This window comes from Paractinoplanes brasiliensis (genome assembly GCF_004362215.1).
Taxonomy (GTDB): Bacteria; Actinomycetota; Actinomycetes; order Mycobacteriales; family Micromonosporaceae; genus Actinoplanes; species Actinoplanes brasiliensis.
Genome location: NZ_SNWR01000001.1, coordinates 6,072,303 through 6,097,361, shown reverse-complemented (window position 1 = coordinate 6,097,361; position 25,059 = coordinate 6,072,303). Strand labels below are relative to the sequence as shown.

At 69.7% G+C, this 25,059-nt stretch carries 18 protein-coding genes and 1 pseudogene; 15 read left to right on the top strand and 4 right to left on the bottom strand.

Annotated features, from left to right (window positions below; translation table 11 throughout):
• Window positions 1-547: 547 nt before the first annotated feature.
• From C8E87_RS27665 to C8E87_RS27630, 9 genes and pseudogenes are all read left to right on the top strand, one after another.
• Window positions 548-1,657 (top strand): DUF3500 domain-containing protein, encoded by a 1,110-nt coding sequence (locus C8E87_RS27665; protein WP_133875795.1) that lies wholly within the window; start codon window positions 548-550, stop codon window positions 1,655-1,657.
• A 19-nt stretch (window positions 1,658-1,676) separates the two neighbouring features.
• Entirely contained in the window at window positions 1,677-3,455 is a 1,779-nt protein-coding gene (locus C8E87_RS27660; RefSeq protein ID WP_133875794.1) for a gamma-glutamyltransferase family protein, read from the top strand.
• A complete protein-coding gene (locus C8E87_RS27655; protein ID WP_133875793.1) occupies window positions 3,452-4,189 on the top strand; it encodes a YoaK family protein in 738 nt (245 codons plus the stop codon). The genes C8E87_RS27660 and C8E87_RS27655 overlap by 4 nt, the downstream gene beginning before the upstream one ends.
• Window positions 4,186-5,583 (top strand): MFS transporter, encoded by a 1,398-nt coding sequence (locus C8E87_RS27650; RefSeq protein ID WP_133875792.1) that lies wholly within the window; start codon window positions 4,186-4,188, stop codon window positions 5,581-5,583. The genes C8E87_RS27655 and C8E87_RS27650 overlap by 4 nt, the downstream gene beginning before the upstream one ends.
• Complete coding sequence (locus tag C8E87_RS27645) at window positions 5,580-6,791, top strand: FAD-dependent monooxygenase (protein WP_239080338.1); 1,212 nt, start codon at window positions 5,580-5,582, stop codon at window positions 6,789-6,791. Before C8E87_RS27650 ends, C8E87_RS27645 begins: the two co-directional genes overlap by 4 nt.
• A gap of 213 nt (window positions 6,792-7,004) precedes the next feature.
• A pseudogene (locus C8E87_RS46685) lies at window positions 7,005-7,170 on the top strand (site-specific integrase); the annotation flags it as partial.
• Between the two features lie 32 nt (window positions 7,171-7,202).
• A complete protein-coding gene (locus C8E87_RS27640; protein ID WP_341771759.1) occupies window positions 7,203-7,907 on the top strand; it encodes a hemerythrin domain-containing protein in 705 nt (234 codons plus the stop codon).
• A 385-nt stretch (window positions 7,908-8,292) separates the two neighbouring features.
• A complete protein-coding gene (locus C8E87_RS27635; protein WP_133875791.1) occupies window positions 8,293-9,201 on the top strand; it encodes an SAM-dependent methyltransferase in 909 nt (302 codons plus the stop codon).
• Between the two features lie 49 nt (window positions 9,202-9,250).
• Window positions 9,251-11,125, top strand: a complete 1,875-nt coding sequence (locus C8E87_RS27630) for a KedN5 family methylcobalamin-dependent radical SAM C-methyltransferase (RefSeq protein ID WP_279536897.1) — start codon at window positions 9,251-9,253, stop codon at window positions 11,123-11,125.
• Window positions 11,126-11,172: 47 nt separating this feature from the next.
• On the opposite strand, the gene C8E87_RS27625 is transcribed toward C8E87_RS27630, so the two are convergent.
• Entirely contained in the window at window positions 11,173-13,335 is a 2,163-nt protein-coding gene (locus C8E87_RS27625; protein WP_239080339.1) for a 2Fe-2S iron-sulfur cluster-binding protein, read from the bottom strand.
• Between the two features lie 115 nt (window positions 13,336-13,450).
• Here C8E87_RS27625 and C8E87_RS27620 point away from each other — a divergent pair, with 115 nt between their 5' ends.
• The 3 genes from C8E87_RS27620 to C8E87_RS27610 all read left to right on the top strand — a co-directional run bounded on the left by C8E87_RS27620 (window position 13,451) and on the right by C8E87_RS27610 (window position 17,748).
• Entirely contained in the window at window positions 13,451-14,023 is a 573-nt protein-coding gene (locus tag C8E87_RS27620; protein ID WP_239080340.1) for a TetR/AcrR family transcriptional regulator, read from the top strand.
• Between the two features lie 624 nt (window positions 14,024-14,647).
• On the top strand, window positions 14,648-14,755 hold the full coding sequence (locus C8E87_RS45740) for a winged helix-turn-helix transcriptional regulator (RefSeq protein ID WP_239080341.1): 108 nt from the start codon (window positions 14,648-14,650) through the stop codon (window positions 14,753-14,755).
• A 197-nt stretch (window positions 14,756-14,952) separates the two neighbouring features.
• Complete coding sequence (locus C8E87_RS27610; protein ID WP_239080352.1) at window positions 14,953-17,748, top strand: AfsR/SARP family transcriptional regulator; 2,796 nt, start codon at window positions 14,953-14,955, stop codon at window positions 17,746-17,748.
• A gap of 477 nt (window positions 17,749-18,225) precedes the next feature.
• Here the strand turns inward: C8E87_RS27610 and C8E87_RS27605 are convergent, their stop codons facing one another.
• A complete protein-coding gene (locus C8E87_RS27605; RefSeq protein WP_239080342.1) occupies window positions 18,226-18,756 on the bottom strand; it encodes a GNAT family N-acetyltransferase in 531 nt (176 codons plus the stop codon).
• Between the two features lie 299 nt (window positions 18,757-19,055).
• On the opposite strand from C8E87_RS27605, the gene C8E87_RS27600 reads away from it, so the two are divergent.
• Window positions 19,056-20,285: an IS110 family RNA-guided transposase gene (locus C8E87_RS27600; protein ID WP_133877114.1), complete on the top strand. Its 1,230-nt coding sequence runs from the start codon at window positions 19,056-19,058 to the stop codon at window positions 20,283-20,285.
• Window positions 20,286-20,460: 175 nt separating this feature from the next.
• On the opposite strand, the gene C8E87_RS27595 is transcribed toward C8E87_RS27600, so the two are convergent.
• Window positions 20,461-21,384 (bottom strand): hypothetical protein, encoded by a 924-nt coding sequence (locus tag C8E87_RS27595; RefSeq protein ID WP_133875787.1) that lies wholly within the window; start codon window positions 21,382-21,384, stop codon window positions 20,461-20,463.
• Window positions 21,385-21,827: 443 nt separating this feature from the next.
• Here C8E87_RS27595 and C8E87_RS27590 point away from each other — a divergent pair, with 443 nt between their 5' ends.
• The gene (locus C8E87_RS27590; RefSeq protein ID WP_133875786.1) at window positions 21,828-22,901 is read left to right on the top strand and encodes an IS110 family RNA-guided transposase; all 1,074 of its coding nucleotides are present in this window, start codon (window positions 21,828-21,830) and stop codon (window positions 22,899-22,901) included.
• Window positions 22,902-23,536: 635 nt separating this feature from the next.
• Window positions 23,537-23,710 carry a hypothetical protein gene (locus tag C8E87_RS43850; protein ID WP_166661251.1) on the top strand — a complete coding sequence of 58 codons (174 nt, stop codon included), beginning with the start codon at window positions 23,537-23,539 and terminating at the stop codon, window positions 23,708-23,710.
• 99 nt (window positions 23,711-23,809) lie between these two features.
• On the opposite strand, the gene C8E87_RS27585 is transcribed toward C8E87_RS43850, so the two are convergent.
• A complete protein-coding gene (locus tag C8E87_RS27585) occupies window positions 23,810-24,952 on the bottom strand; it encodes a Gfo/Idh/MocA family protein (RefSeq protein WP_133875785.1) in 1,143 nt (380 codons plus the stop codon).
• Window positions 24,953-25,059 lie beyond the last annotated feature (107 nt).

The following is a 25,059-nucleotide window of genomic DNA, read 5'->3' as shown; positions in this document are numbered from 1 at the left end:
TCTGATCTGAGGTATATATCGCATTTGAGACCGGGCTCAATACATTTATCGCCGCCGCGACGGGCAGCGCGCTGATGGCTTCGGGCTGAGATCGCGCGGCATCGGCGAAGACTCGCTGCCTGGAACCCAGCCGCTCATCCGGTGCTCTCGCCTCTGCCGCGCACACCTTTCCCAGACGGGCGACCGTGTTGCCCACAGGCGATCCGCCTCCGCCCTGCGGTTCGGCTTTCTCGCAAGGCATATATGATAGGACCATCTCAAATAAGGTCGACTCTTCACTACGTGACAAGGAGTCAGCAGTGGCTAGGACAACAGGCAGACCGCGGCACGGCGGACCGGCCGGCGCCATACAGGGGCGCCATCTTGATGGAGCAACGGATTCCCGACGCCCGACTGCGTTCGATCGAGGGTGGGTGACACGCGATCGCGCCGGAGTTCCCGCACACGATCGCCCTCTGGGTGCGCGAGTTCCTCGAAATGGCCTCGCGGTGAGCAGCGCGACGCAGGCCCACGGCCGGCGGGCCTTGATGTCAGGCGCGCGCGGGCGATGACCGACGTCGCCCGCGAGGTCGCGGACCGGATGGCCGAGGCAGCCCAGGCGTGGCTGGACTCCTTGGACGCGGACCAGCGCACGGTGGCGGTCGGGCCGGCGCCGAGCGCCGGCGGCGTGGCCGAGGCCGAACGTACCCGCTGGTTCTACACGCCCACCGATCACGGCGGGCTCACCTTCCACCAGCAGCACCCCGTCCAGCACCGGCTGGTGATGCGGCTTGTCGCGAGCGGGCTTTCCGAAGCCGGGTACACCACCGTCGCCACCGTGCTCGGCCTGGAGAACGTACTCGACCGCGTCGAGGGCTTCTCGGTGCACTGGGGCCGGGAGCGCACCCGCGACCCGGGCATGTACTACCTGCGGGTCTTCGGCGAGCCCGGCGGAACCCAACCGTGGGGATGGCGGTTCGGCGGCCACCACGTCTCGCTCAACTACCTCGTGGTCGACGGGCGCGTCGTCGCGACCACGCCGTGCTTCCTCGGCGCCGACCCGGCCGTTTCCCCGCTCCTGGGCGGAGCGACGCTGCGTCCGCTGGGAACGGCCGAGGACCTGGCCCGCGAGCTGGTCCGCTCCCTGCGCCCCGACCCCGCCCACGCGGTGCTGCTGGCGCGCGCCCCGAACGACATTGTGGCGGGCAACAGCACCCGGATCGGCGGCCGCGTGGTGAAGCGCCGCGAACTCTGGCGCCCGGGCCCGCACGTGCCGGACCGTGCCGACGAACCGGCCACCGGCCTCGCCGGTGCGGACCAGCGGGCGCTGGCCCTCACCCCTACGCCCAAGGGCGTGCCGGGCGCCGAGCTCGACGCCGCTCAGCGCGAGCTGCTGCGGGCACTGCTCGGCACCTACCTCGACCGCGTGCCGGGCGGGATATCGCCACTGCCCCGTTACAACGACCCGAAGGCGCTGGACGCTGTGCACCTCGCCTGGGCCGGCTCGACCACGGCGGGCCAGCCGCACTACTACCGCCTGCAGGGCCCGCGGCTCCTCATCGAGTGGACCAACGTCCATCGCGGGGTCAACCACGCGCACGCGGTGTGGCGGGACCCGGAGACAGACTTCGGCGGCGACGTCCTGGCCGCCCATCACGCCGCCCACCACGCGCGATGAGGAACGGGAGGTGACGGACATGGCCGACAAGACCCGGCCCACGCTGAGGGGATCGTTCGGCATGTGCGCGTCGACGCACTGGCTGGCCTCCGCCACGGCCCAGTCCGTGCTGGAGCGGGGCGGCAATGCGTTCGACGCGGCGACCGCCGGCGCCTTCGTGCTGCACGTGGCCGAACCCCATCTCAACGGGCCGGGCGGCGATCTCGTCGCCGTCTTCGCAACGGCGGCGGGAACGTCCCCGCTGGTGCTGGCCGGACAGGGCCACGCTCCGCGGGCAGCGACGATAGAGCACTTCCGGGCCGAAGGACTCGACCATGTCCCGGGCGCGGGCGCCCTGGCCGCCGCAGTCCCGGGCGCCGTCGACTCCTGGCTGTGGCTGCTCGCCGAGTTCGGTACCTGGGAGCTCACCGACATCCTGGCCTACGCGATCGACTACGCGGAGCGTGGAGTTCCGGTCGTACCCCCATTGGCACGCGTCCTGGCCACGGTCGAGGATCTTTTCCGGACGCACTGGCCGACGTCGTACGCGCTGTGGATGCCCGAAGGGCGAGTCCCGCAACCGCACGATACTGTCGTCAACCCGGTCTACGCACGGACCCTGCGCCGGCTTTGCGCAGAGGGCGCCGGCGGCACCCGGACTGCCCGCATCGACGCCGCCCGGCGCGCCTGGCGAACCGGCTTCGTGGCCACCGCCGTGGCCGAGTTCGCGGCGACGCCACATCGGCACTCCTCGGGCACCGACCACGCCGGCGTGCTCAGCGCCGCCGACTTCGCCGACTTCACGCCGTCGGTCGAGCCCCCGGTCACCGCGGAGTTCCGGGGTGTCACGGTGGCGAAGGCGGGTCTGTGGTCCCAGGGTCCCGTGCTGCTGCAGGCCCTCACCATTCTCGACCACTTCGACGACGCACAGATCGATCCGTCGACCGCCGGAGGAGTCCACACGATCATCGAGGCTTTGAAGCTGGCGATGGCCGACCGGGAGGCGTACTACGGGCATCGGGATCCGGCGGACGCGGAGGCCGTGGCGCACCGGCTGCTGTCCTCCCGGTACAGCAAGGAGCGCGCCGGCCTGATCGGCCCGGGTGCATCGACCGCGTTCCGGCCCGGTGACATCGGCATCACACCGTACGCTCCGCCGTTGATCGCCCGGCAGCCCTCGGTCCGGGCCGAGGGCGTGGGCGAACCGACCGTGCAGCAGACCGGCGAGACCCGCGGCGACACCTGTCACATCGACATCGTCGACCGCTGGGGCAACATCATCTCCGCCACGCCGTCGGGCGGGTGGCTGCAGTCCTCCCCGGCGGTGCCGGAACTCGGTTTCGCACTCGGCACGCGGCTCCAGATGACATGGCTGGACCCGGCCGCCCCGACGCGCCTGGCCCCGGGTCGGCGGCCGCGGACGACCCTGTCGCCGACGCTGCTGCTGCGCGACGGCAGTCCCGTCGCCGCGCTCGGCACACCGGGCGGCGACCAGCAGGACCAATGGCAACTGCTCTACCTCGTACGCACCCTCGCCCTGGGGATGGACCCGCAGGAGGCGATCGACGCGCCCGCGTTCCACACCACCGCGATGCCGAGCTCGTTCTGGCCGCGGACCTGGACACCGGGCGGGCTGGTGATCGAGGAGCGAGCGGGCCGAGCGGTCATCGACGCACTGCGCGACCGCGGCCACGACGTGACCGTCTCCGGACCGTGGAGCCTCGGCCGGCTGTCCGTGGTCACCCGCGATCCGCACAGCGGCCTCCTGCAGGCGGCGGCGAACCCACGCGGCGCCCAGGGTTACGCGGCGGGCCGATGAGACGGCTCGTCACGCCGGTGGGCCTGATGCTCGCCCTCACCTTCGCCACCGGCATCGTCGACGCGGTCGGATACCTGAGCCTGGACAAGGTGTTCGCCGGCAACATGACCGGCAACGTGGTCATCCTCGGCATGGCAGCCACCGGCACGACGGATCTGCCCGTGCTCGGACCGGTCCTGGCGCTGGTGTTCTTCCTGGTCGGCGCTGCCGTGGCCGGGCGCGTGCTGCGCCTCGCCGGCCCCGGCTGGAGCCGCCGATGCACGGGCCTGCTCAGTGTCGTGGGAGTGGTTCTGGCCGGCACGGCGCTCGGCCTGGCCTTGCTCGGGGCGGGCACCCCGGCCGCCCGCGCGACGATGGCGTTGTTGCTGGCACTGGCCATGGGCGTACAGGCGGCGACAGCACGCCACCTGGCCGTCAAGGACGTCACCACCGTGGTTGTCACGTCCACGCTGACCAGCCTCGCGGCGGACTCGCGGCTGGGCGGCGGCCGCGGCCAACCGGCACTGCGCCGAGGCGCCGCCGTCACTCTCATCGCCCTCGGAGCGGTCGCCGGCGCGGCGCTGAGCCAGCTGCACGAAGGCCTCGCGGTCGCCGCCGCAGCGCTGGTCGCGCTGGCGGTGACCGTCCTCGGCCACGCCTCCGCCGGCCACCCGGCCGGCACGACCGGGCCGGCTGTCCCGGGCCTCGCCGCGATCACGGCCGACATCCCTCGAAAGAAGGCAGGACGTCCATGACCGCACCCGCGGCTCCTCCGATTCGCACCGTCGGCAACTCCGCCGTCGCTGCCGTAGGTATCCTGGCCGGCGCCCTCGGCACGCTCGAATCGGTGGTGTCACCGACGCTCCCGCTGTTGCAGCGCGAGCTCGGGATCGACCCCGCCCAGGGCGCACTGCTGAGCATCGCGATGCTCATCACCGGCGCCCTCACCGCGCCCATCGCCGGCGTCCTCGGCGACCGCCACGGCGGGAAACGGGTGATGATCTGGCTGATGGTGGTGGTGACGGCCGGCGGCCTGGTGTCCTCACTCGCGCCGAACCTCCCGGTGCTGCTGGCCGGACAGGCCCTGGAGGGCGCGATGGTGGGCGCGATGCCGCTCTCCTTCATCCTGATGCGCAAGCTCCTCCCGGCCGACCGGTCCCCGGTGGCCATCGGCGTGGTCAGCGGATTCTTCGTCGGCGGCGGCATGCTGGGGACGCTGATCGCCGGTCCCATCGCCGAAGGGCTGTCGCGGCGCTGGATGTTCGCGATCCCGACCATGGCGATCGTCGCGGCGACCGTACTCGTCCACCGGCTGTTGCCGGGCGATCAACCGAGCCGGACCGACGCCAGGATCGACTGGCCCGGCATGCTGCTGCTGAGCGGCATCGTGCTGACCTTCATGGCCGGGCTCGCGACGGCGCCCGACATGGGCTCCCAGCCCCTCCTGCTCATCGGCGTCGTCGTGCTCCTGGCCATCTTCGTGACCGGCTGGGTTGCCGTCGAACGCCGCACGGCCACGCCGATGTTCGACCTGCGCCTGCTGGCCCGGCCGGCGATCTGGCGCTCCTATGTGGTCACCTTCGCCACCTGCGTCGGCGCCGCGCTGTCGATCTACCTGGTTACGCAGCTGTTCGCGGTGTCCGGCGACGGGTACGGCTTCGGAGCCAGTCCCACCGACATCGGGCGCTACCTGTTGCCCGCCGCCGCGATGGCGGCGATCAGCGGACCCCTGGGCGGGCTCGGGGTGCGGCGCTTCGGCTCGACCGCCGTGGTCGCCGCCGGCATCGTGCTCATGACAGCCGGCCTGATCGGCATGGCTCTCGTCCACACCGAGGTCTGGCATCTGGTCGTCGGCAAGGCGCTGATCAGCCTGGCCAACGGCGCCTGCATCACGGCGCTGGTCATCAAGACCGCCACCTCGGTCGACCAGGGCAACACCGGCACCGCCACCAGCATGGTCCTGGTCATCCGGGTGCTCGGCTTCGCCACCGGCGCACAGATCGGCGGCGCCGTCCTCACCGCCGGGACTCCGGCCGGGTCTGACATCCCGGCCGAGTCGGCTTACGTCACCGCCCTGGTCATCGCCGGCGTCGTGACGACACTGTCCCTGCTAGCCCTCCGTACCATGAGCAAAGGAGCCAGAAATTGATTTCTGCTGAGCCGACCAGCAGCACCAGCACCACGCCGAAACGCACGGTGCTGATATCCGGAGCCAGCGTCGCGGGGCCCGCCCTCGCGTTCTGGCTGAACCGTTGCGGGTACGCGGTCACGGTGGTGGAGAAGGCGGGCACGGTCCGCAGCGGTGGTTATCCCATCGACGTCCGCGGCACCGCGCTGGAGGTCGTCCGCCGGATGGGCCTCCTCGATCGCCTGCAGGAGGCGCACATCGACGTGCGCCGGTTGACCTTCCTGGACGGCGACGGCAGCGAGGTGGTCTCGCTGCACCCGCATGCCGTCACCGGCGGTGTCGGGGGACGAGATCTGGAGGTGCGGCGGGGAGATCTCACCGACGCCCTCTACGCCGCGGTCCGGGACGATGTGGAGTTCCTGTTCGGCGACTCCATCGACACCCTCGACGACCACGCCCACGGCGTCGACGTCACCTTCCGCGGACGCGGCCGGCGAACCTTCGACGTCGTGGTCGGGGCCGACGGTGTGCACTCACACACCCGGCAGTTGGTCCTCGGCCCCGAACAACAGTTCCACCGCTACCTCGGCTACTGCTTCGCCGTGTTCACCATGCCCAACACCTTCGGGCTCCGCGACGAGACTGTGATGTGGAACAGCCCCGGCCGGGCCGCCGCGCTCTACGCCGCCGGCGACGGCGACGTGCACGCCTTCCTGAACTTCGCCCGGACGGAACCACCGTTCGAGGCCTTCTCCGACCCGAACATCCAGCGGAAGCTGCTCACCTCGGTCTTCGCCGAGGCCGGATGGGAGGTCCCCGGCATGCTGGCCGCCATGCACAAGGCCGACGACTTGTTCTTCGACGGGGTCAGCCAGATCCACCTGCCCCGCTGGTCCAGCGGCCGGGTGGCCTTGCTGGGCGATGCGGCGTACGCGCCCTCGTTCCTCACCGGGCAGGGCACCAGCCTCGCGCTCGTGGGCGCCTACATGCTCGCCGCTTCCCTGGCCGACCGGGATCACGCCGCCGGCTTCGCCGCCTACGAGCGCGACACCCGTGACTTCGTAACGGCGAACCAAGGGCTGGCCGGCCGGGGCGGCGCCACCCTCTTCCCGACCACCGACGAGGAACTGCAGCAGCGCAACAACCGACTGCGCAGTCTCAGCGTCATGCCCCCCGCGGGCGGACGACCGGCGCATTCGGCGCTCACGCTGCCCAAGGCCATGCCCTGAGCCCCAAATCCACCGGCGCGGTCGCCGGTGTTGCCTCCGCCCTTGTGCCATTCGTGGGCGAAGTCGTGCCGCCACCGGTGCGCGTGCGTATCCGTCACGCCAGCGGCAGCACCACGACGCTTGAGCATCAGCTTGATGCCATTGGGCGACAGCGGCTTTCCGCCCTTCTCCGCCATCCACCGCTGCGGCACGTCGGCGTCACCCATGATCAGCATCGACCGGGCAACGTGGACGTGGACTGTGCGCAGGCAGACCACACCGGGACCGGGCGGCCTGATCGACAAGGGCACCAAGGGCGAGCGCGCCCGCAAGGTGCCCATCATCGAAGATGGTCCGCCCGATGGTGATCGAGCGGCTCGACTCGGCGGCCGGTCCGGAGCCCGGCGCGGTGATACGTCGTATTCGGATTGTATGAGAACTGTAGGCACGCTCCACGAGAGTGCGATCATGCACAACGAGAAGATGGCCGACAGCCGAGACATGATCGGCGCGCACGATGCCATCCGGCGTGAGTTCGGCGCACTCGCCGCCCTCGCCCGCGGCGTGGCGGCGGGCGACGCACGCGCGACAGCCACGATCGCCGACCACATCGCACTGATGATCGACTTCCTGCACGCCCACCACACCAGCGAAGACATCCACGTGTGGCCGAAACTGCAGCAACGCTGTCCCGCGGCGGCCGAGCCGATCGTGGCGAGAATGGCAGGCCAGCACCAGTTCATCGACACCGAACTCAAGGCGCTGTCCGAAACCACCCGCCGCTGGCGTGCCACCGCCCACGCATCCGACCGGGACGCCGTCGCTGACATCGCCGAGCGCGTCGTGCCACCGCTACAAGAACACCTCGCGCAAGAAGAAGGCGAAGTCCTGCCCCTCGTCGACGCCTATCTGACCGACCGCGAATGGAAGGCCATGATCGCCGCTTCACTGGGCAAGGTGCCCATGTCGAAGAGACCCATGATGATGGGCATGGCCGTCTACCAGGCCCGGGAGGAGCAGATCGAACTCCTGCGCACTTCCGTCCCGGCCATCGCCTGGCACGTGTTCAGACCGCTCGGCGAGCGCGCATATCACAGGTATCGCCAACGACTGGCCTCAGCATCGAACCACTCTTGAGAAGCAGACAACGCGGCAAGGCGCCAGACTCTCCAGGCACTCAAACGCCGCGGATGTCTGATTGGTGCGACACGGGCGAACGCGGCGAGACCGAGCAGTTCTGGTAGTTGAGCGGCCGCTTGCCCTGCGTCGTGGCATCGATCGCCGAGCCGCGGTCTGCCGAAGGCACTCGGTGTGCTCGCCGGCCGCGACCTCGAGACTCATGGCGGCACTACACGACGACGCACGGCGTCAGCTCGCACATGTACTCGGAAGGCTTCGGGCGCGGACAGGCGAGCCATTCCTGTTTTGTCGGCCGCATAAATGGTCCGGCACGTTTCTACGAGTTACATGATCTTTGACCTGCTGATGTGCGGCAACACATTCGCCATTTCGGAGCGCTGTGATGACTGACGGTCGTGAACAATTGTTGAAGCCGGGAATCGGTGCCAAGTCGCTGGATGGCACTTTTGCCCGGGCGCTGGAGTCTCAGCGTGCCGACGCCCTCATCGACGACTTCCTGGCCGCGGTCTTCCTCCGCCGCGGGGTGACCGAGGGCGTGCTCGAGCCGTCGGTGCTCGACGAGGACGGCCGGCCGCTGGATCCAGGTTCGCGCAACACTTCGGCGTGGTTCGTCCGGGCCCGTCACGTCGGCTTGCGGTCATGGTTCGGAGACCGCGTCATCGAGGAGGCGGTCACGTCGGGTGTGCGGCAGGTCGTGATCCTGGCGGCGGGGCAGGATGCCCGGGCCTACCGGCTCATCGAGGAGCCCGACTGTGTGGTGTTCGAAGTCGACCAGCCCGAGGTGACCGCGTTCAACTCGCGAGCGCTGGCCGGCCTCGACGCGCGACCGCGGTGCGAACGCCGGCCCGTCAGCGCCGACCTGGCGTCGGATTGGCGTGGGCCGCTCGTCGCGCGAGGCTGGCAGGCTTCCCGGCCGACAGTGTGGGTGATCGAAGGGGTGCTGATCTACCTTCCGCCCGATGTGCGCGAGGCTCTCTTCCGGGACATCACCGCCCTGTCCGCCGCGGGGAGCTATCTGTCGCTCGACGATGCTCCGCTGGAGGAGCTTCGCGGTGTTCAGCGGGTGCTCGACGCCCCCGGCGCCGCCCGCGATGAGCACTCGCCCGCGATGTTCGACATGCGACCGCGAGCCGCCAGTGCGCAACTGCTGCAATCGCTGGGCTGGCAGGCCCAGGCGATCACCGCGGACGCCCTCCGAACTCGTCACGGACTCCCGGGCGAGTCGTCCGGCAATCCTCTCGCATCGATCCTGGGCCGTTGCCACGTGGTGTCGGCGCGATACGCGGGTTGAGCAGCGATCTCGGCAAACCACTGACCGCTTCATCCGCAGGGGACAACTAGTGGATTCTGAGCGTAAACGCGTGGCCCTGGTGCAGAAAGGCATCTGGGACATGACTCGCGAGTCGATGCCCTTGGCAGCGGGCTACTTCAAAGCAATGATCGAGTCGGACGCCGACACCCGCCGCTCCTATCAGGTGGACATCTGCAACTTCGGCGGTGGGGCGACGTTGCTCGACATGGCCAGGGTCCTGCTGCTCGAGGCGCCCGCCGTGCACGTGCTGGGTTTCTCGGTGCTGGGCTGGAACTTCGACGACTTCTGCAAGCTCGCCGAACTCGCGAAACAGCTCAACCCGGACGTGCTGACAATCTTCGGCGGCAATCACGTCACCGACCAGGGGAACCGGGTCCTGCAACGATGCGCGGCCGTCGATGTGGTGGTCAACGGCGAAGGCGAGCTCACCGTCGTCGAGTTGTTGCGGGCGTACGCCGGGCCGGGCTTCCGGGCAGCCCTCCCCGACATCGCCGGCATAACCTACCGGGCGTCGGACGGCAGCGTCAGGACCACGACACCTCGACCCCGCATCGTGGATCTGGATGTCATTCCGTCGCCGATACTCACCGGCGCCATCGAGTTGCGGACCGCCGACGGCCAACCGAGATATGACGTCGTATTGCTGGAGACGAACCGCGGGTGCCCCTACTCCTGCTCGTTCTGCTACTGGGGTGGGGCGACCGGCCAGAAGGTCCGTAAATTCTCCCCCGACCGCCTCCGCCGCGAACTCGAGTTCTGCGCCGAGCAGCGGGTTGAACGGGTGATCCTGTGCGATGCGAACTTCGGTATGTTCCGGGAGGACGAGGACTTCGTCGACACCTTCATCGAGGTACGCCGGCGTTACGGCTATCCGCTCAACTTCGACACCTCCTGGGCGAAGAACAAGGGTCCGGTCTTCTACCGCATCCTGGAAAAGATGAAAGGCGCCGGATTGCACAGCGCCTTCACCCTGGCGCTGCAGAGTCTTTCGCCGGCGGCGCTGACCACGATGCGGCGGCGCAACATGAAGGTCAACGACTGGGAGGACCTGGTCGAACGGCTCAACGAGCGGGGCATGGACTCGTACGCCGAGTTGATCTGGGGTATTCCAGGTGAGACGAGCGAATCGTTCCTCGCCGGCTACGACGAACTGGCCTTGGAGGTGTCACGCGTCGCCGTGTACTCCCACCTCATCCTGCCGAACACCGAGTTCTACGAGAATCGGCGGGACTACGGCCTGGTGCTGATCCGGGGCGCCGACGACGACTTCGAATATGTTCTGCAGCACGAGTCGATGACCTTCGACGAGAACCGGCGGATGCACGCCTTTCTGTTCTGGGCCCGCGTCATCGGAGAGCATCGCGTGTTGCGGCACATCTGGAAGCCGGCGCACGACCTGGCCGGGCTCAAGCCGTCCGCCTTGCTCGCGTCCCTCGACGTGTTCATGTCACGGCAGACCGATCCGCTGGCACGTGACCTCACGCGGTGCCGCGACCGTGTCGTGGACCGGCTCGACACCACGAAGATCAAAGAGGCCCTGCTGCTGGTTCATCGGCAGGAAAGTCTGCATCCGTTGCTGCGCGCCTGGTGGGTGCACCACGTCCTTCCGAACGTCTCCGGCCGCCATCGCGCGCTTCTCGCCGACGTGCTGGAATATGATCTGGTCACGATGCCGGTCGCGCATGCCGGTCCGGACGTCACGGTTCTCGACGACGACCACTACGTTCGACGGGACATTGCCTTTCAATACGATGTGCCGCAGTTCCTCGAGAAGCCGGACACCTCGCCGCCGGAACCGGAAACGGTGATCTATGACATCACGTTCCGGCGAGGGTTCGAGCATCATATCGACAGCCACGAGCTGGTCGAGGAATACGCCGGGCGCCCGATCCGCCGTATTTGACCACTATCCCGGCGCACGCGATACGCATCGAACGTCCGCCATCGGTGTCATCCTTCCGCGGCGTCGGCAACGGCTCGCGCGCCGCGGCTGTTCGGCTCGGTGATGTCCAGCGTGACCTTCGAAAGAGGGCTGCCCACGCAGGCCAGAACGTAGCCGGCGGCCCGCTGCCGCGGGGTCAGGCAGTTGGGCTCGTTCTGCGCGGCGTCGCCGTCGCGCAGCCGCACCACGCAGTCGCCGCAACTGCCGACGGTGCAGGAGTACGGCATCGGCAAGCCGGCCGCGAGGCCCGCGTCGAGCAGGGTCTGCCCGGGATCGACCACCACCGTGCCGAGAGGTCTCCCGTCCCGTTCGACGGTCATCTCCTGGGGCACGGTCGACGCCCGCTCGACGCCCGCCGCGCTGGCGTATCGCTCCCGGTGCACCCGTTGGCCGGGCACGGCGAGGCCGGTCAGCACGGCGTGGACCGTCTCCATCAGTGGTTCCGGTCCGCAGAGGTAGTAGTGGGCGCTGTCGGTCGGGGCGAGGCGATCGAGCCAGCGGCGCATACCCTCGGCGCCGAGCCGCCCGTCCCGTTCGGTCAGCACGTGGGTCACCGACAGCCGGCCCGGGTTCTCCCGCTCCAACCGGTTCAGCTCGCTCCCGAAGATGACGTCCTCGGCACGGCGGCTGCTGTAGAGCAGGTCGATCCGGCCGTCCTCGGCCCGGCCGGCGAGGCGTGTGCGGATCATGCTCATCATCGGGGTGACGCCGCTGCCCGCGGCGACGAGCACGAGCGGGTGCGGTCCGGCGTGGAACGATCCGGCCGGTCCGCGTACGGCGAGCCGGTCACCGGGGCGCAGGCCGTGATGCACGTGACCGGAGAAGTGTCCGCCGTCGACGTGTTTGACGGTGACCTCGAGGCGAGGCGAGCCCGGCGCCGACGAGGCCGAGTAGGCTCGCCGCACCGGCCGGCCGTCGATGTCGGCGACGAGGGTGAAGAACTGGCCGGGCCGGAAGTCGAAGGAGCCGGGTGTCGGGCCGGTGTCCGCCAGCACGAGAGTGACCGTGCTCGGTGTCTCCCGGCGCACCTGGACCACGCGTACCGGTCGCTCGGGAAGGCCGCCAGAGGCCGGTTCGTGGCCGCCCGGCTCGATGAGATCGTAGCCTTGTTTGCCCAGCCCGGACCGGTAGGCCCGATCCATTGCCCGGCGCAGCAGGCGGCTCATCCCGGGAATCGCCGCGACCGCCCTGACCACGCGGCCGGCGGCGGCCGATTCGCCGGCGAGGTGGGCACCGCCGATCGCCACCAGATCGGGTGCGGTGTCCCGGCCGAGGTGGGTGCCGGGCGACCACAGCCGCGCGCGGGTCACGGCGTCGCTGCCGCTTACCTCGGCGTGCTCGACGTCCACGACCAGCGCCAGGTTCGGCGGCATCCCACGCAGCGCCATCGTCGCCAGCAACGCCGCGTCGTCGGTGATCGCGCCGCGACCGCGGACGTGCAGCACCCCGCCGCGCCCCGGCACGAGCGCGGCGAACGACAGCCGGTCGTCGTGCACCAGGTTGTGCAGCGTGTCAGCGCGTTTGTTGCCTTTGCGGTCGGCGATGACCAGGGTGCGGCCGTCCAGGATGTGCGCCACCGCGGGGTGGTCACCGCGCGGGCTGGTGTCGCTGCCGCCGGCGGAATCCCAGGTGGACAGGGCGAGGAACGGCGACGAGGCGAGGAACTCGGCCACCCCCGGCCCGCGCAGGGGTCCGTCGCCGGCGACCGCCACCGGTCCGGGGGCGGACCGAACGGGCGGGTGCCACAACCGTGACCGCATGACGGCCTGCGCGCAGTGCACGTAGGCCTGCTCGACGCCGACGGTGACCCGCGCACCGTCGCGTCCGGCTATCACGCCGTTGACCCGCAGGATCTCGCCGACGCCCGGCAGCAGGAAGCAGAACGACACCGGACCGTCCGGCTCGCCCGGCTCGGGCAGGAAGAACGAGAACCGGGTCGCGGACCGAACCCGGACGAATCCGGGCGCGCCGCCGATGATCGTGGTGCGGCTCGTGCCGCCGACGTCCCGGTAGCCGAAGGCCGCGGCCGGGCACCGGTCGAGGATCAACCGGCAGCCGGCGTCGAGGGCGCTGATCTCCTTCCGCACGATCATCGGTGCCGGCCGGCCCACCACGGCCTCCACCTCGGTCGCCGTCGACAACCGGTGCAGATTTTTGTTTTCCCAGTTCACGACACTATTGTGAGCAATGGTTCAACTCTTGGCTACTCGCTTTCCGCGCCCCCGGAAGGACCACCGCATGCCGCCGGCCGACCGCCGTCTCCAGCCACGTCGCAAGCCTCGTCAGGTGCGCGCCGAACTGACCCGGCAACGCATCCTGACCGCCGCTGCTCACGTTTTCGCCGAGCACGGCTATGCCGCCGGCACCACCAACCGCATCGCCGAGCGGGCCCGGATCTCGATCGGCTCGCTGTATCAGTACTTCCCGAACAAGGACGCGATCCTGGCCGCGCTGCTGGTGCAGCACCTCGACCGCGGCGCTTGGACCGCCGCCGACGAGATCGACCTCTCCCCCGGTTCGCTGCCCGCGGCGATCCGCGCGCTGGTCCGCGACGCCATCGACAACCACCGCGACGACCCGGCCCTGTTACGAATGATGATCGAGGAGGCCCGGGTCTCGCCGGAACTCGTCGAGGCGATGGAACGCCACGGCCGCAGCCGGGTCACCCAGGTCCGCGACCTGCTGGCCCGCCACCCCGACGTCGCGGTCACCGACGTGGACACCGCCGCGGAGCTGATCGTGACCACGGTCGAGCTGAACACCCACAAACTGATGGCCGCGCCGCAGAGCATCCCGGAGGAAGTCTTCGCCGCCGAACTGGTCGACATGGTGACCCGCTACCTGCGCGGCGACCGGTGAGCACGGTGCCCAGATCATCGGTCACGAACGCCGGTGTCGTCTGCGCCACCGCCTCGAGCAGGTAGGCCAAGCCGGAATCCACGCCGTCGCCCGGGCCGGGCTCCGGCGTCGGGGCGGCGTGCCCCGCCAACCGGAACCGGTGAGCCCGCTCGTCGCCGCTGAGCCGCAGCGCCACGGCGATCGCGCCGAGCACCGGCGCCGACGGCCACGGGCCCCGGCCCTGCTCCAACCTCGTAGTAGGTGGCCGCCAGCGCCGCGACCTCTTCCCGGCGCAACCCCGGCGTGCGACTCCGGCCCCGCGCCGGCAAACCCACCGACGTCGGCGGCAAAGCCTCCCGCCGACGTCGCAGAAACTCGCCACTCGTACCTGTGGCCGGTGGTGCGCGACGTGCAGGCCGCGCTGCTCGAGGCCGGCATTGCGGTCGAGGCCAGCGAACCCGAGTACGGAGCCGGCCAGGTGGAGATCAATCCGGGGCATTCGGCCCCGCTCACCGGCGGTCTACCTGTTCAACTACGCGCCGGGCCGCGCGGCCCTGGTCGCCATGTTCCGCGGCATCCGGCGCAACCTCGCCGGCCGGGCGCTGGAATCCGACGGGCTCGTGCGTCGCACGGTCCACTCCGACCGTGCCGCCCTCGGTCGAGTACGCCCTGACCTCCGCCGGACAGGCGCTTCTCCACCTGCTGTCGCAGGTGGCGAACTGGGCCGTCCAGCACGACCGCGGCCGGCTCTGACCTACGCGGCGGCGATCGCCAGCCATCCGGCCAGGCCCATCAGCACCACGGCGAGGACGACGATCCCGAGCTTGAGCCGGCGGGGCATGCCGGGTGAGATTCCCTGTCCCGCAGGTCCGCCCCGTGGCCTCCTCGACCGGTCAGAGCCGCGAAGCCCGGGACGCTTGAGCCGGCGCGTTTAAATGGCACAGGTGCGCATGCTGGCGGTGCTCGGACCGATCGAGCTGCTCGACGGGCAACGGCGGGTCGGCGGCCTCGGCGGGGTCCTGCCGCGGCGCCTCCTCACCGTGCTGGTGGCGGCCGAAGGTCGTCCCGTCCCCGACAGTTGGCTGGTCGAGGCGGTGTGGGCGGGGCGACCTCCGGGCAAACCCGAGATCGCCCTGCAGGTCTACGTCTCCCGGCTGCGCCGCGCGATGGGCGATCGGGGGCCGGGCACCCTGCGGCGTACGAAATCGGGTTATGAACTTGCGATCCAGCCCGGTGGAACGGATGTCGACCGATTCCGTGAGCTGACCGAGGAGGCCCGTCTCGCCGCTGCCGCCGGTCGCGTCGCCCAAGCACGGTCGCTGTTCGAGGCCGCTCTGCGACTGTGGCGCGGCGAGCCCTACAGCGATGTTCCGGATGACGACACCCTGACGGCCAAGCGTGCCGCCCTGCAGCAACTTCATGACGCGGCGCAGGAAGACAGTGTGGAGTGTCTGATCGGCATGGGTGAGAACGCCCGCGCCGTGGCCGAACTCGAGGCGCTGGTCCGGTCGGCGCCGTTCCGGGAACGGCGATGGGTGCAACTGGCCGAGGCGCTCTATCGATGCGATCGTCAGACCGACGCGCTCGCGGCCATCCGCCGGGTCCGCGCCCTGCTGGCCGAGGAGCTCGGCGTGGAACCGGGGCCGCAGCTGCGTGAGGTGGAGGGCCGGATCCTCCGGCACGACGCCGGCCTGCTCCTCCGGGATCCGGGCGCCGCCGGTCCGGCCAGGCTTCCGCGGCCGCTCTCGTCCTTCGTCGGACGAGAAGCCGAGCTCGCCCTCCTGGACACGCTCGTCTCTGCCCAGCGCATGGTGACGGTGGTCGGGCCGGCCGGCGCCGGAAAGACCCGGCTGACACTCGAGTGGGCGGCCCGGCACGGCGGCGACTCCTGGTTCGTGCGGCTGGCCGACGTGAGCGACCCGGCCCGGTTGGCCGGCTCGATCGGCCGCGCGGTCGGTGTGGCGGACCAGCCGGGCGACGCGACAACGGCCGTGCTGCGCCGGCTGAACGGCGTACGGGGCCTGCTGATTCTCGACAACGGCGAGCACCTGACCGCTCCCCTCGCCCGCATCGTCAACGTCCTGCTCGCCGGCGCGCCGGGGCTCCGGGTGCTGGCGACCAGTCGCCGGCCGCTCACCGCGTCGGGCGAGCACGTCCTGCCGTTGGCGCCGCTGGCAACGGGTTCGGCCGTGGACCTCCTCCGCGATCGCATTCGCGCGGTCCGTCCCACGTGGGCCGAGGACGCGCGGGATCACGCGAGCTTGCGGCGCATAGCGGTCGCACTCGACGGCATTCCGCTGGCCTTGGAGCTGGCGGCGGCCCGCACCCGCGTGTTGAACCTCCACGACGTCGCCGAGCGGCTGGACGACCGGTTCGCGCTGCTCGGCACGGTCCCGGATCGCCTGCTGAACCCCCACGAAACCCTCTTCGGCGCCATCGGCTGGAGCTTCGGCCTGCTCGCCGACGCCGAACGGGAGTTGCTGGTGCGGCTGTGGCCCTACGAAGGAGGATTCGCGTTGGCGGCCGCCGGACCGGCCGGGCTGGACATGCTGGACTCCCTGGTCGGCCAATCACTCGTCGAGGTCGACGTCGACGCCCGCCCCACCCGATTCCGGGTCCTGGAAACCGTCCGGGCGTACTGCCGCGCCGTCGACCCGACGCCGCGGGCAAGCCGCGAGCTGCATTCCGCCACGGTTCGCGCCATGGTCGCGGACGCGGCGCAGGCACTACTCGGCGCCGGGGCGCCGCGGGCGACCCGCGAGCTCAACCGAGAACTGGCGAACATCCGCGTTTCGGTCGCCCACGACCTGGCCACGACGCCGGTCGACGCACTGCGGACGGCGACCGGCCTCCTGTGGTTCTGGATCCGGGCCGGGTTGCTCGACGAGGGCCGAAGGACGCTCGCCGCGGCCATGCGGGCGGCCGGGGACGCCGCACCGCCGGATGTCGCTCAGGCGCGCGCCGCGTCCGCCGTGCTGGCCTACGTCGGTGGCGACGGCGATGACGCACGGCGTCTGCTGGCCGAAGCGATCCGCGACTGGGAAGCCACCGAGGGCGGCGACGACACGATCCAGCTGGCCGAGATGCTCTACTACCAGGCTCTGGTGCAGAACCCGAACGGTGACGCCCGGTTGGCGTGGTCGGCCGCCACCCGGGCGTACCGGATCGCCGCCCGAACCGGCACCGCCTGGCTGCGTGCCTCGGCCGAGATGGCTCAGGGCTCGGCACTGCTGCTGGCCGGACGCGCCGGCGAAGCGCGGCATCGGTTACGCGCGGCGGCGGAACACGGCATCGCATGCGGCCAGACGTGGACGGCGGCGCTGAGCTACCTCATGGCGGCGCAGAGCCTGCTGGCCGAGCGTCGTACGCCGGACGAGGTGCTACCGATCCTGGGCCGGGCGTTGCGCCTGTTCCGGCACGAGGAAGACCTCAGCGGCATCCTGTCGGTGGTGCACAGCGGAGCCATGGCCCTCGCCGCCGCCGGGGATCCGCGAGCCGCCGGCCTGCACGCGACGGTGCACCAGCATCGGGAACGCTACGGGATCCGTCCCGGACCCACCGCCGTAGGCCCGGTCCCATCCCCCGGCTGGTCACCGCCCGAACGCCGGGCCGAGGCTCCGACGCTGGACGACTCCGCCGACCTGCTGCAGGAGATCGCCGACTCATATGACGTCGGCGAGGCGGTGGACCTCCGACAGGTCACTCCGGGCGGGATCGAGGATCACCTGATCTGCGCCGAGGTCTGAGCAGTCGGCGATGGCACGGCGGATCTCGTCGGGGGTGGTGAGCACCTGGTCGGTGACGCTCTTCGCCGGGTCCTCACCCAGGACCGAGTAGTAGTCGTAGACGTCGCGGCGGCCCTCGTCGGCGTCGCCGAGGACGAAATAGGCCGGCGCCGTCAGCCGGGGCTCGCCGTCACGTCCCTCGGCGTGCCAGGCCGCGCGCGGCGTTGAAGCCGGCCTCGGCGTACTGCGCGTGGGCCGACATCACGAACTTCATTCGGCAAGCCGACGCCGATCGAGGCAGTCACAGAGGCTCCTGACGGTTGAGTGCGAGACCGTCAACAGCCAAACGGACGGGGCATACAAAGATCATGCACGTGCGGTGACGGTCACGGGTTCCCGATGGAGATGTCCCGTGGCCGCACCGCCTACCCATGACAACCGTGCCACCGGCCGCTTCCCGCAGCCGGCCTTGAAGGACGGGGGCTGTCGTGGACGGGTTCAGAGCCGGCCGAAGGGTTCGGCATACGCGAACCGGCCGGCCTGACCCTCGTACTGGCTGAGGGTTCGGACCTGGAAGTTTTCGCCCCACCCGGGCTCCGGTGCGACGATGCCGACCGCCTCCGCCGCGACGAAGCCGAAGCGGCCGTAGTAGGAGGGGTTGCCGAGCAGCCCGACCAAGGGCTCGCCGAGCGCCTCGGCCGCACCCAGGACGGCGTGCATCAGGGCAGTGCCCACGCCGGCTCGCTGGCGGCGCGGCAGAACACTCAGCGGCCCGAGGCCCAGGACCGGCCGCCCCTCGACATGAGCCCGCGTCGCGACGACGTGGCCGATGACCTGATCGTCCTCGACCGCGACGAACGACAGTTCCGGGATCCAACCGGCGTCGGCGCGCAGCCAGGAAACAAGCGTCGCCTCCCCCGGGTCGCCTCCCGGTTCCACCGGCGGTGCGCTGTAGGGGGCGTCGCGGAACGCCGCCGCGGTGATCGCGTGGATCGCGGGGACGTCGGCGGAACGTTCACGTCGAATCATCACCACCGAACCATCGGGTCTTGGCCCGGCGCCGTCAACAGATTTGCCCCGGCCTGCGTAGCCCGCCGCGGGCGCTACGGCTGCCCGTTACCTAATGAACGTCCCCAGCCGGGGCCTGCTCGGTCGCTCGGTCCGGTATGACTTACTGCCCCTGTCGAACCAATGATCCGGGGGGTGTTGTCGCCGGGCCGGGTGGCGTCGGCGGACCGCTGATAGGGACCCGGCCACCCCCCTCGGGTAGGTCTCTCCGTAACGTGGCTGCCGGCAGTCCGACGCTCTGACCAGCGGCCGAGCCCATGATGGACTTCGTGGGAGACGAAAGCGTGAACGACGAGTACGGCGTGTTCCTGGGCCTGGACGTCGGCAAGACCGACCATCACGCGGTCGCACTGGACCCGGCGGGCAAGCGGCTGCACGACGCGGCGCTGCCGAACACCGAGGCTGGGTTGCGGAAACTGTTCGACAAGCTCGCCCGCCACGGCCGGATCCTGGCCGTGGTCGACCAGCCCGCCTCGATCGGCGCGCTGCCCGTCGCGGTCGCCCGCGCCTGCGGACACCAGGTCGGCTACCTTCCCGGTCTGGTCATGCGCCGGCTCGCTGACCTGCACCCCGGCACCGCCAAGACCGACGCCCGTGACGCCTACGTCATCGCGGACGCGGCCCGGACGCTGCCGCACACGCTGCGCCGGGTCGACACCGGCGACGACACCCTGGCCGAGCGGGAGATGCTGGTCGGCTACGACGACGACCTCGCCGGCGAGGTCACCCGGATCGCTAACCGCATCCGCGGCCTACTCACCCAGATCCCCCCGCCCCTGGAACGCGTACTCGGGCCGAAGGTGCAGCATCCGGCCGTCCTCGAAGCGCTGTCACGGTGCGGCGGCCCAGCCGGGCTGCGCAAGGCCGGCCGGTCGAAACTCGCGGAGGTCGTCGAGCCCCGGGCGCCGCGTATGGGTGCCCGCCTGGTCGAGCAGGTCTTCACCGCGCTCGACGCTCAGACCGTCGTCGTCCCAGGCAGCACCGCAGCCGAGACCATCCTCCCGAGGCTGGCAGACAGCCTGCGTGAACTGCTGAAACAACGCGACCAAGTCGCGATGCAGGTCGAGGAGATGCTCGATGCGCACCCTCTTTCGGAGGTCCTGACCTCGATGCCGGGCATCGGCGTCAGGACCGCCGCCCGGATCCTGCTCGAAGTCGGCGATGGCAACGCCTTTCCGACATCCGGCCACCTGGCCGCCTACGCCGGGCTCGCCCCCGTCACCCGCCGCTCGGGCACCAGCATCTGCGGTGAGCACCCACCCAAAGGCGGCAGCAAGCAGCTCAAACGCGCGCTCTTCCTGTCCGCGTTCGCGGCCTTGTCCGATCCGCTCAGCCGGGCTTACTACGACCGGAAGCGCGCTGAAGGCAAGAAGCACAACGCCGCCCTCATCTGCCTGGCCCGTCGCCGCGTTGACGTGCTCCACGCCATGCTCCGAACGCATACGCCTTACCAACACAAACCGGCAGAAAAGCTAGCCCTCGCCGCTTGACAAGAACCATAGGGACACGTTACCTGCCAATAAATCCCGGCCCATCCACCACCAAGGACTACGGAGCACCTCGGCCTCCGGCCGGGCGAGGCCCCCTGTCCTGACCCTGGACACCGCCACGAATCACACCGATCTAACCCAAGACCAAAGCACCCGGCTTACTGTAGGACGGAGGTTAGGGCTCGAACCTCCTCGCGCGGCGGCGCACGAGCAATACTGCGCCGGCGCCGATCGCCAGGAGTGCCAGCCCGAAGCCGGCCGTCACGGGCACCTCGGCGCCGGTGACCGGCAGCCCGCCACCGCCACCGCCGCCACCGGTTGGGGGAGCGGAACTTGCGGGCGCCGGCTTGCGCGGGTTGTTCTCACAGCCGAGCCCTCGTACGCCGGTGAACGCGGCGCCGGCGGGGCCGTCGAGGCCCCACGGGTCGTTCCGGTAGTCGGGGAGGGTCACCCGGTATTTGACGGCGTCGCAGCTGGGATTGTGGGCACCACGGAAGTCGGCGCACAGATCCGTCCGGGTGCCCGTATAGAAGTAAGCCTCGCAGTACCGTTCATCCCCCGGTACGGGCGGCGTGGTCGGCGCCGTCGAGGGTTCCGCGGCGCGTACATCGATGGTTGCCGTGTTGTTCTCGGAGTTGGGGTCGGATACGGAGCTGGAAGCCGCGGTGATCGTGAACGAGCCGACCGGCCCTTGCTGGCCCGGCCGGGCGTCCAGGTTGAACGGCATGGTTCGCAGGTGGCTGAACCCGACCGGCAGGCTGAGTGTTTCGGTGCACACCAGCTTGTCGTCGCTCAGTAGGCAGTCCGGCAACTGCACCGGGAGAACAGTGACCTTGCGGTCGTTCAGACCGCTGAAGTCGAAGACGATGGTCCAGGAACGGGGGACGTCCGACGGGCCGTTGTTGACCACCGTCAGCTCGAGACGCCGAAACAGCTCACCGGTGATCGCCGTCGTGGCCGACACCTTCACCTCCAGGTCGGCCACGGCTTCGTCGGCGTACGCCGGGCGGCTCGTGGCGACCAGGGCGGCGGCGGATGTGAGCAGGGCGGAGGCGCCCAGAACAGCCCAGGCAACGGCGCGCTGGAATCGCAGGTCCATGTCTCCCCCGGAGCATTCGAGTGTGGCAGCAGCGGGCGTACCGTATCGGCGCAGCCTCTCGATCGCCATCCCTCGTCGAGCGTCTGGCTCCTGACCTGACTTCAGCGCGTCTTCGTCGATGACGTCGCGATCGGATGTCGGTGGGTGAGCAACGCGAGCAGGAAGTAGCCGGGTTCCTCGTGCATCGGCGGTCCCACCGGGTCTGAGGTTTCCGGAGCCGGCCGTCACAAAAAGTAGCCACGACTCCGTCGGCGGCGCCCAGCCGCGCATTATCGGCGGCAAAAGAGATGACATGCATCGGCTTGGTTGCGGTCGGTGGGTTGAGGCGAGGTGTACCTCGTCCGAGGTATTGACCTCGGCGGACTCGGAGGGCCTCCTCAGCCCAGACGCAAGTTTTTTCCTGTGTCAGACATCGCGGGTCACGGAGCTTGAGGAGGTCCCGAATGTCGATCGTAGGCGGCTTGGACATCCATCGGAAGCAGTTGACATTCGACTGGGTCGACGAGCAGAACGGGAAGTGGGAACGCGGCCGGATTGCCCCGGCCGACCGGGAACACCTGGCCAGCTGGCTGACCAAGTTCGATCCGGCCACCGCGGGCCCGGTGGCGTTCGCGATGGAAGGCTGCACCGGCTGGCGCTACATCGCCGAGGAAATGGCCAAGGCAGGTGTGATCGCTCATCTGGCCGAGCCGGCCGACACGTCCGTGTTGCGTGGCCCGAAACGGCGGGCCAAGACTGACAAGGCCGATGCGAAACTGCTCCGGGAACTGCTCGCTGCTGGCCGGCTCCCCGAGTGCTACATCCCGCCGGCTCAAGCTCTGGAGTACCGGGCGATGCTCGAGCTCTACCAGGACCTGCGCACCCAGCACACCGGCTGGGCACAGCGGATCCAGGCGGTCTGCTTCCACCAGGGCACCACCGCACCCGGGCAGGCCGGCATCGTCCGCGGCGACCGGGCCCGGCTGCACGCGATCATCGATGACCAGTTGTCGATCTCCGGCCGACTGCAGGTCAACACTGCCCTCGCGGTCATGGACGTGCTCGCCGATCACCTCGACCGGCTGCGACGACGACTGCTGTCGAGCGCCCGCGGGCTCAAGGGCGCCCGGGCGTTGATGCACGGCATCTACGGCGTCGGCCCGCTCAGCTCGCTCGCGCTATGCGCCTGGCTCGGCGGCGCGGACCGGTTCTCCTCCTCACGCAAGGCAGTCAGGTTCGTCGGCCTGGACATCACCGTGCACTCCTCCGACGGCAAACGCAGCCCCGGCCGGCTCTCCAGGCAGGGCCCGGAAGTGCTGCGCTGGCTGCTGTTCGAAGCCGCCAAGACCTCCGCGCGCGCCTGCGCACCTGGCTACGACTACTACACCCAGGTCAAAGACCGCTACGACGCGAACCGGGCCTGCCTGTCACAGGCCCGCCGGATCGTCCGGCACGCCACCCACATCCTGACCAGCCTCGGCGACGACGCGTTCACCATCGTCGCGCAACCAGCCGCACCCACCACCGTCGCCCGCTGAAGCGATCACGGGACCGGCTCGGCGAGGACCGGCCAGCCCGACATCACGATGACGGGCACCAATCGCGGCCAGCTCCCTCGATGCACTGTCAGACCGCACCACCACCGCTCCGGCGGTGACCGCGGACGGCCCAATGAGAATGAGCGGCCGCACCCAGCAAGAGGGCCACCCGATCAATCATCATGTCGCGGACAACGACCAAACCGTCCGACGGCCATAGGTAAGTCTGGCTGCCACCTTGCCACCACCCGCAGCGCACGCGAGCGAAACACCGATCAACGGAGCCGCCCCACCAGGACAAACCTCCAGACCATCACCACTCGCACAGCACCCACCGGCGAGGCGATGCACTACGGGCCGCAGCAACTAAACAGCACCAAAATCGACCTGGACAACCAGCAACGCATGCAGGTAAGGGCGTCTTCGCGTTCGACAGAGAATGGGCGTCGCTCATGCCCGCGGCCGGTGAACTCGTGCGGCATGTCGCGCCGGCCGCGGCGGCGTTGCGCCGGCCGCGGCGGCGTTGCGCCGCCAGCGTGACGCGGTCACCACCATCCGGGCAGCTATCCCGGTGCGTCCCCAGTTACGGCAGTTGTTGCTGGGACCCCACCCGGATCGCTGTGCCGACTCCGCAGGTGGTCGCCACCTGGTTGTCCAGCGCGTTGGATGAGGACAAGAAGACTGCCGAGTGCCATCTCTGTAATGGCCTTCTGCTTGGCCGCATCGCGTTCTCCGTCAGCGACCCGCTCGCTCTCGCAGACGCGATCAACGCCGCTCGCCTCGGCGACGGGCCTCCGCTGGTCAGCTGAGTTCTTCGACACGGTGCGGTCAGCTCTGTGTGACCATGTCCAGGGTTAGCTCCCTGCTCGCCATCTCCTCGTGTCCTGCAGTAGTGCCTCTGCCGGGTTTCAGAGGCTGGAATTCGATCGGTTGGGGCGGGATAGATGCTGCCGATGACCTGTTTCAGCGGCCTTTGTGATTGCTTCGAGTACCCGGTGGTGATCGAGTGCGACCGCGAAGTCGGGCGCGTGGGTGGTTCCGTCGCGGAGGTCGGCGGCGAATTGGGTGTAGAGGCGGGCGACCCCCACCGCGGGTGCGTCGAGTTGCAGGTCGGGAGCCGCGTAGGCGGGGGGGACCTGTAGCACTTGGAGAGGCTCGCTGCCGCGGCGCAGCGTGATGGTGAAATCGGTGAAATGGATGTAGCCCGACACCGACTCCACACGCAGACTGCCTTCGGTGCCCTGGATTTCCCATACCGTCGCCGTGCCGGCAGGGTGCCCGGCGCTGTGGTGCAGCGAAGTGACGGTTCCGCCTTCGAGAATCCCGGCGACGACGATCTCGTCTGGCGCGTCCTTCGGCAGCGACGAGCCGTCGGAGAGGCGGATGCCGTCACCGCGCTGATTGGCGACGACGGCAGAGATGCTCTCGAACGCGCCGAGCACACGCGCGAGGGGTTCGAGCCCGTGGCCGAGGATGATGCTCAGAAGCGTGGCGCCGTGCTCTGCGCGAGCCATGTACTCGAGCGGCGGGTCATATCGGCCGACCCACATGTCGTCGGTCACGTGCGCTCGGATGCTCGTGCTGAGCGGCTTGCCGATCACGCCTTGCGCGATGAGGTCGCGAAGGAAGAGGATCGGTGGGTGTAGGCCGCCCTGCAACCCGACGACCGTCCGCAGCCGTCGTTCGCGGGCGAGTCCCTCCAGCGCTTCGGCTTCCGAGAGGTTTCTTGCGAGCGGCCATTCGCTGTAGACCATCTTGCCCGCGGCCAGGGCGTCGGAGACGATCTGTTTATGCTCCGGTACCTTGACCGCAACCACCACCAGGTCGACCTCCGGTCGCACGACGAGAGCCTCATGTGTGTCGAAGGCCAGATCGGCGCCCAGCCGACGAGCGGTCGCGTTCGCGCTCTCCATACGAGTTGTACTGACGGCGCGGATCTGGAACGCGTCGAGCGCCTGTAGCGCGGGTACGTGAGCGATTCCGCCCCAGCCCCTATCGGCACTAGCCCCGATAAGGCCGACGCCGATCCGGGTGTTTGCAGAGTTCGTCATCTTGAGTGCTCCCGCCTCGTGCAGCCCGGCAGATCTTGCTCGGCTGCGTCACGATGATTCGTTTCGCACAAATGCGTGGGCCCCCGGACTCACCATGGCGAGCGGGC

Bases quoted from the DNA above. Each gene is read 5' to 3' on its own strand.
- C8E87_RS27605 (WP_239080342.1), bottom strand. From the start codon at position 18,756: ATGATTCGACGTGAACGTTCCGCCGACGTCCCCGCGATCCACGCGATC.
- C8E87_RS27585 (WP_133875785.1), bottom strand. From the start codon at position 24,952: ATGACGAACTCTGCAAACACCCGGATCGGCGTCGGCCTTATCGGGGCT.
- C8E87_RS27655 (WP_133875793.1), top strand. From the start codon at position 3,452: ATGAGACGGCTCGTCACGCCGGTGGGCCTGATGCTCGCCCTCACCTTC.
- C8E87_RS27600 (WP_133877114.1), top strand. From the start codon at position 19,056: ATGGACTTCGTGGGAGACGAAAGCGTGAACGACGAGTACGGCGTGTTC.
- C8E87_RS27665 (WP_133875795.1), top strand. From the start codon at position 548: ATGACCGACGTCGCCCGCGAGGTCGCGGACCGGATGGCCGAGGCAGCC.
- C8E87_RS27590 (WP_133875786.1), top strand. From the start codon at position 21,828: ATGTCGATCGTAGGCGGCTTGGACATCCATCGGAAGCAGTTGACATTC.
- C8E87_RS27610 (WP_239080352.1), top strand. From the start codon at position 14,953: ATGCTGGCGGTGCTCGGACCGATCGAGCTGCTCGACGGGCAACGGCGG.
- C8E87_RS27595 (WP_133875787.1), bottom strand. From the start codon at position 21,384: ATGGACCTGCGATTCCAGCGCGCCGTTGCCTGGGCTGTTCTGGGCGCC.
- C8E87_RS27660 (WP_133875794.1), top strand. From the start codon at position 1,677: ATGGCCGACAAGACCCGGCCCACGCTGAGGGGATCGTTCGGCATGTGC.
- C8E87_RS27650 (WP_133875792.1), top strand. From the start codon at position 4,186: ATGACCGCACCCGCGGCTCCTCCGATTCGCACCGTCGGCAACTCCGCC.
- C8E87_RS27635 (WP_133875791.1), top strand. From the start codon at position 8,293: ATGACTGACGGTCGTGAACAATTGTTGAAGCCGGGAATCGGTGCCAAG.
- C8E87_RS27640 (WP_341771759.1), top strand. From the start codon at position 7,203: ATGAGAACTGTAGGCACGCTCCACGAGAGTGCGATCATGCACAACGAG.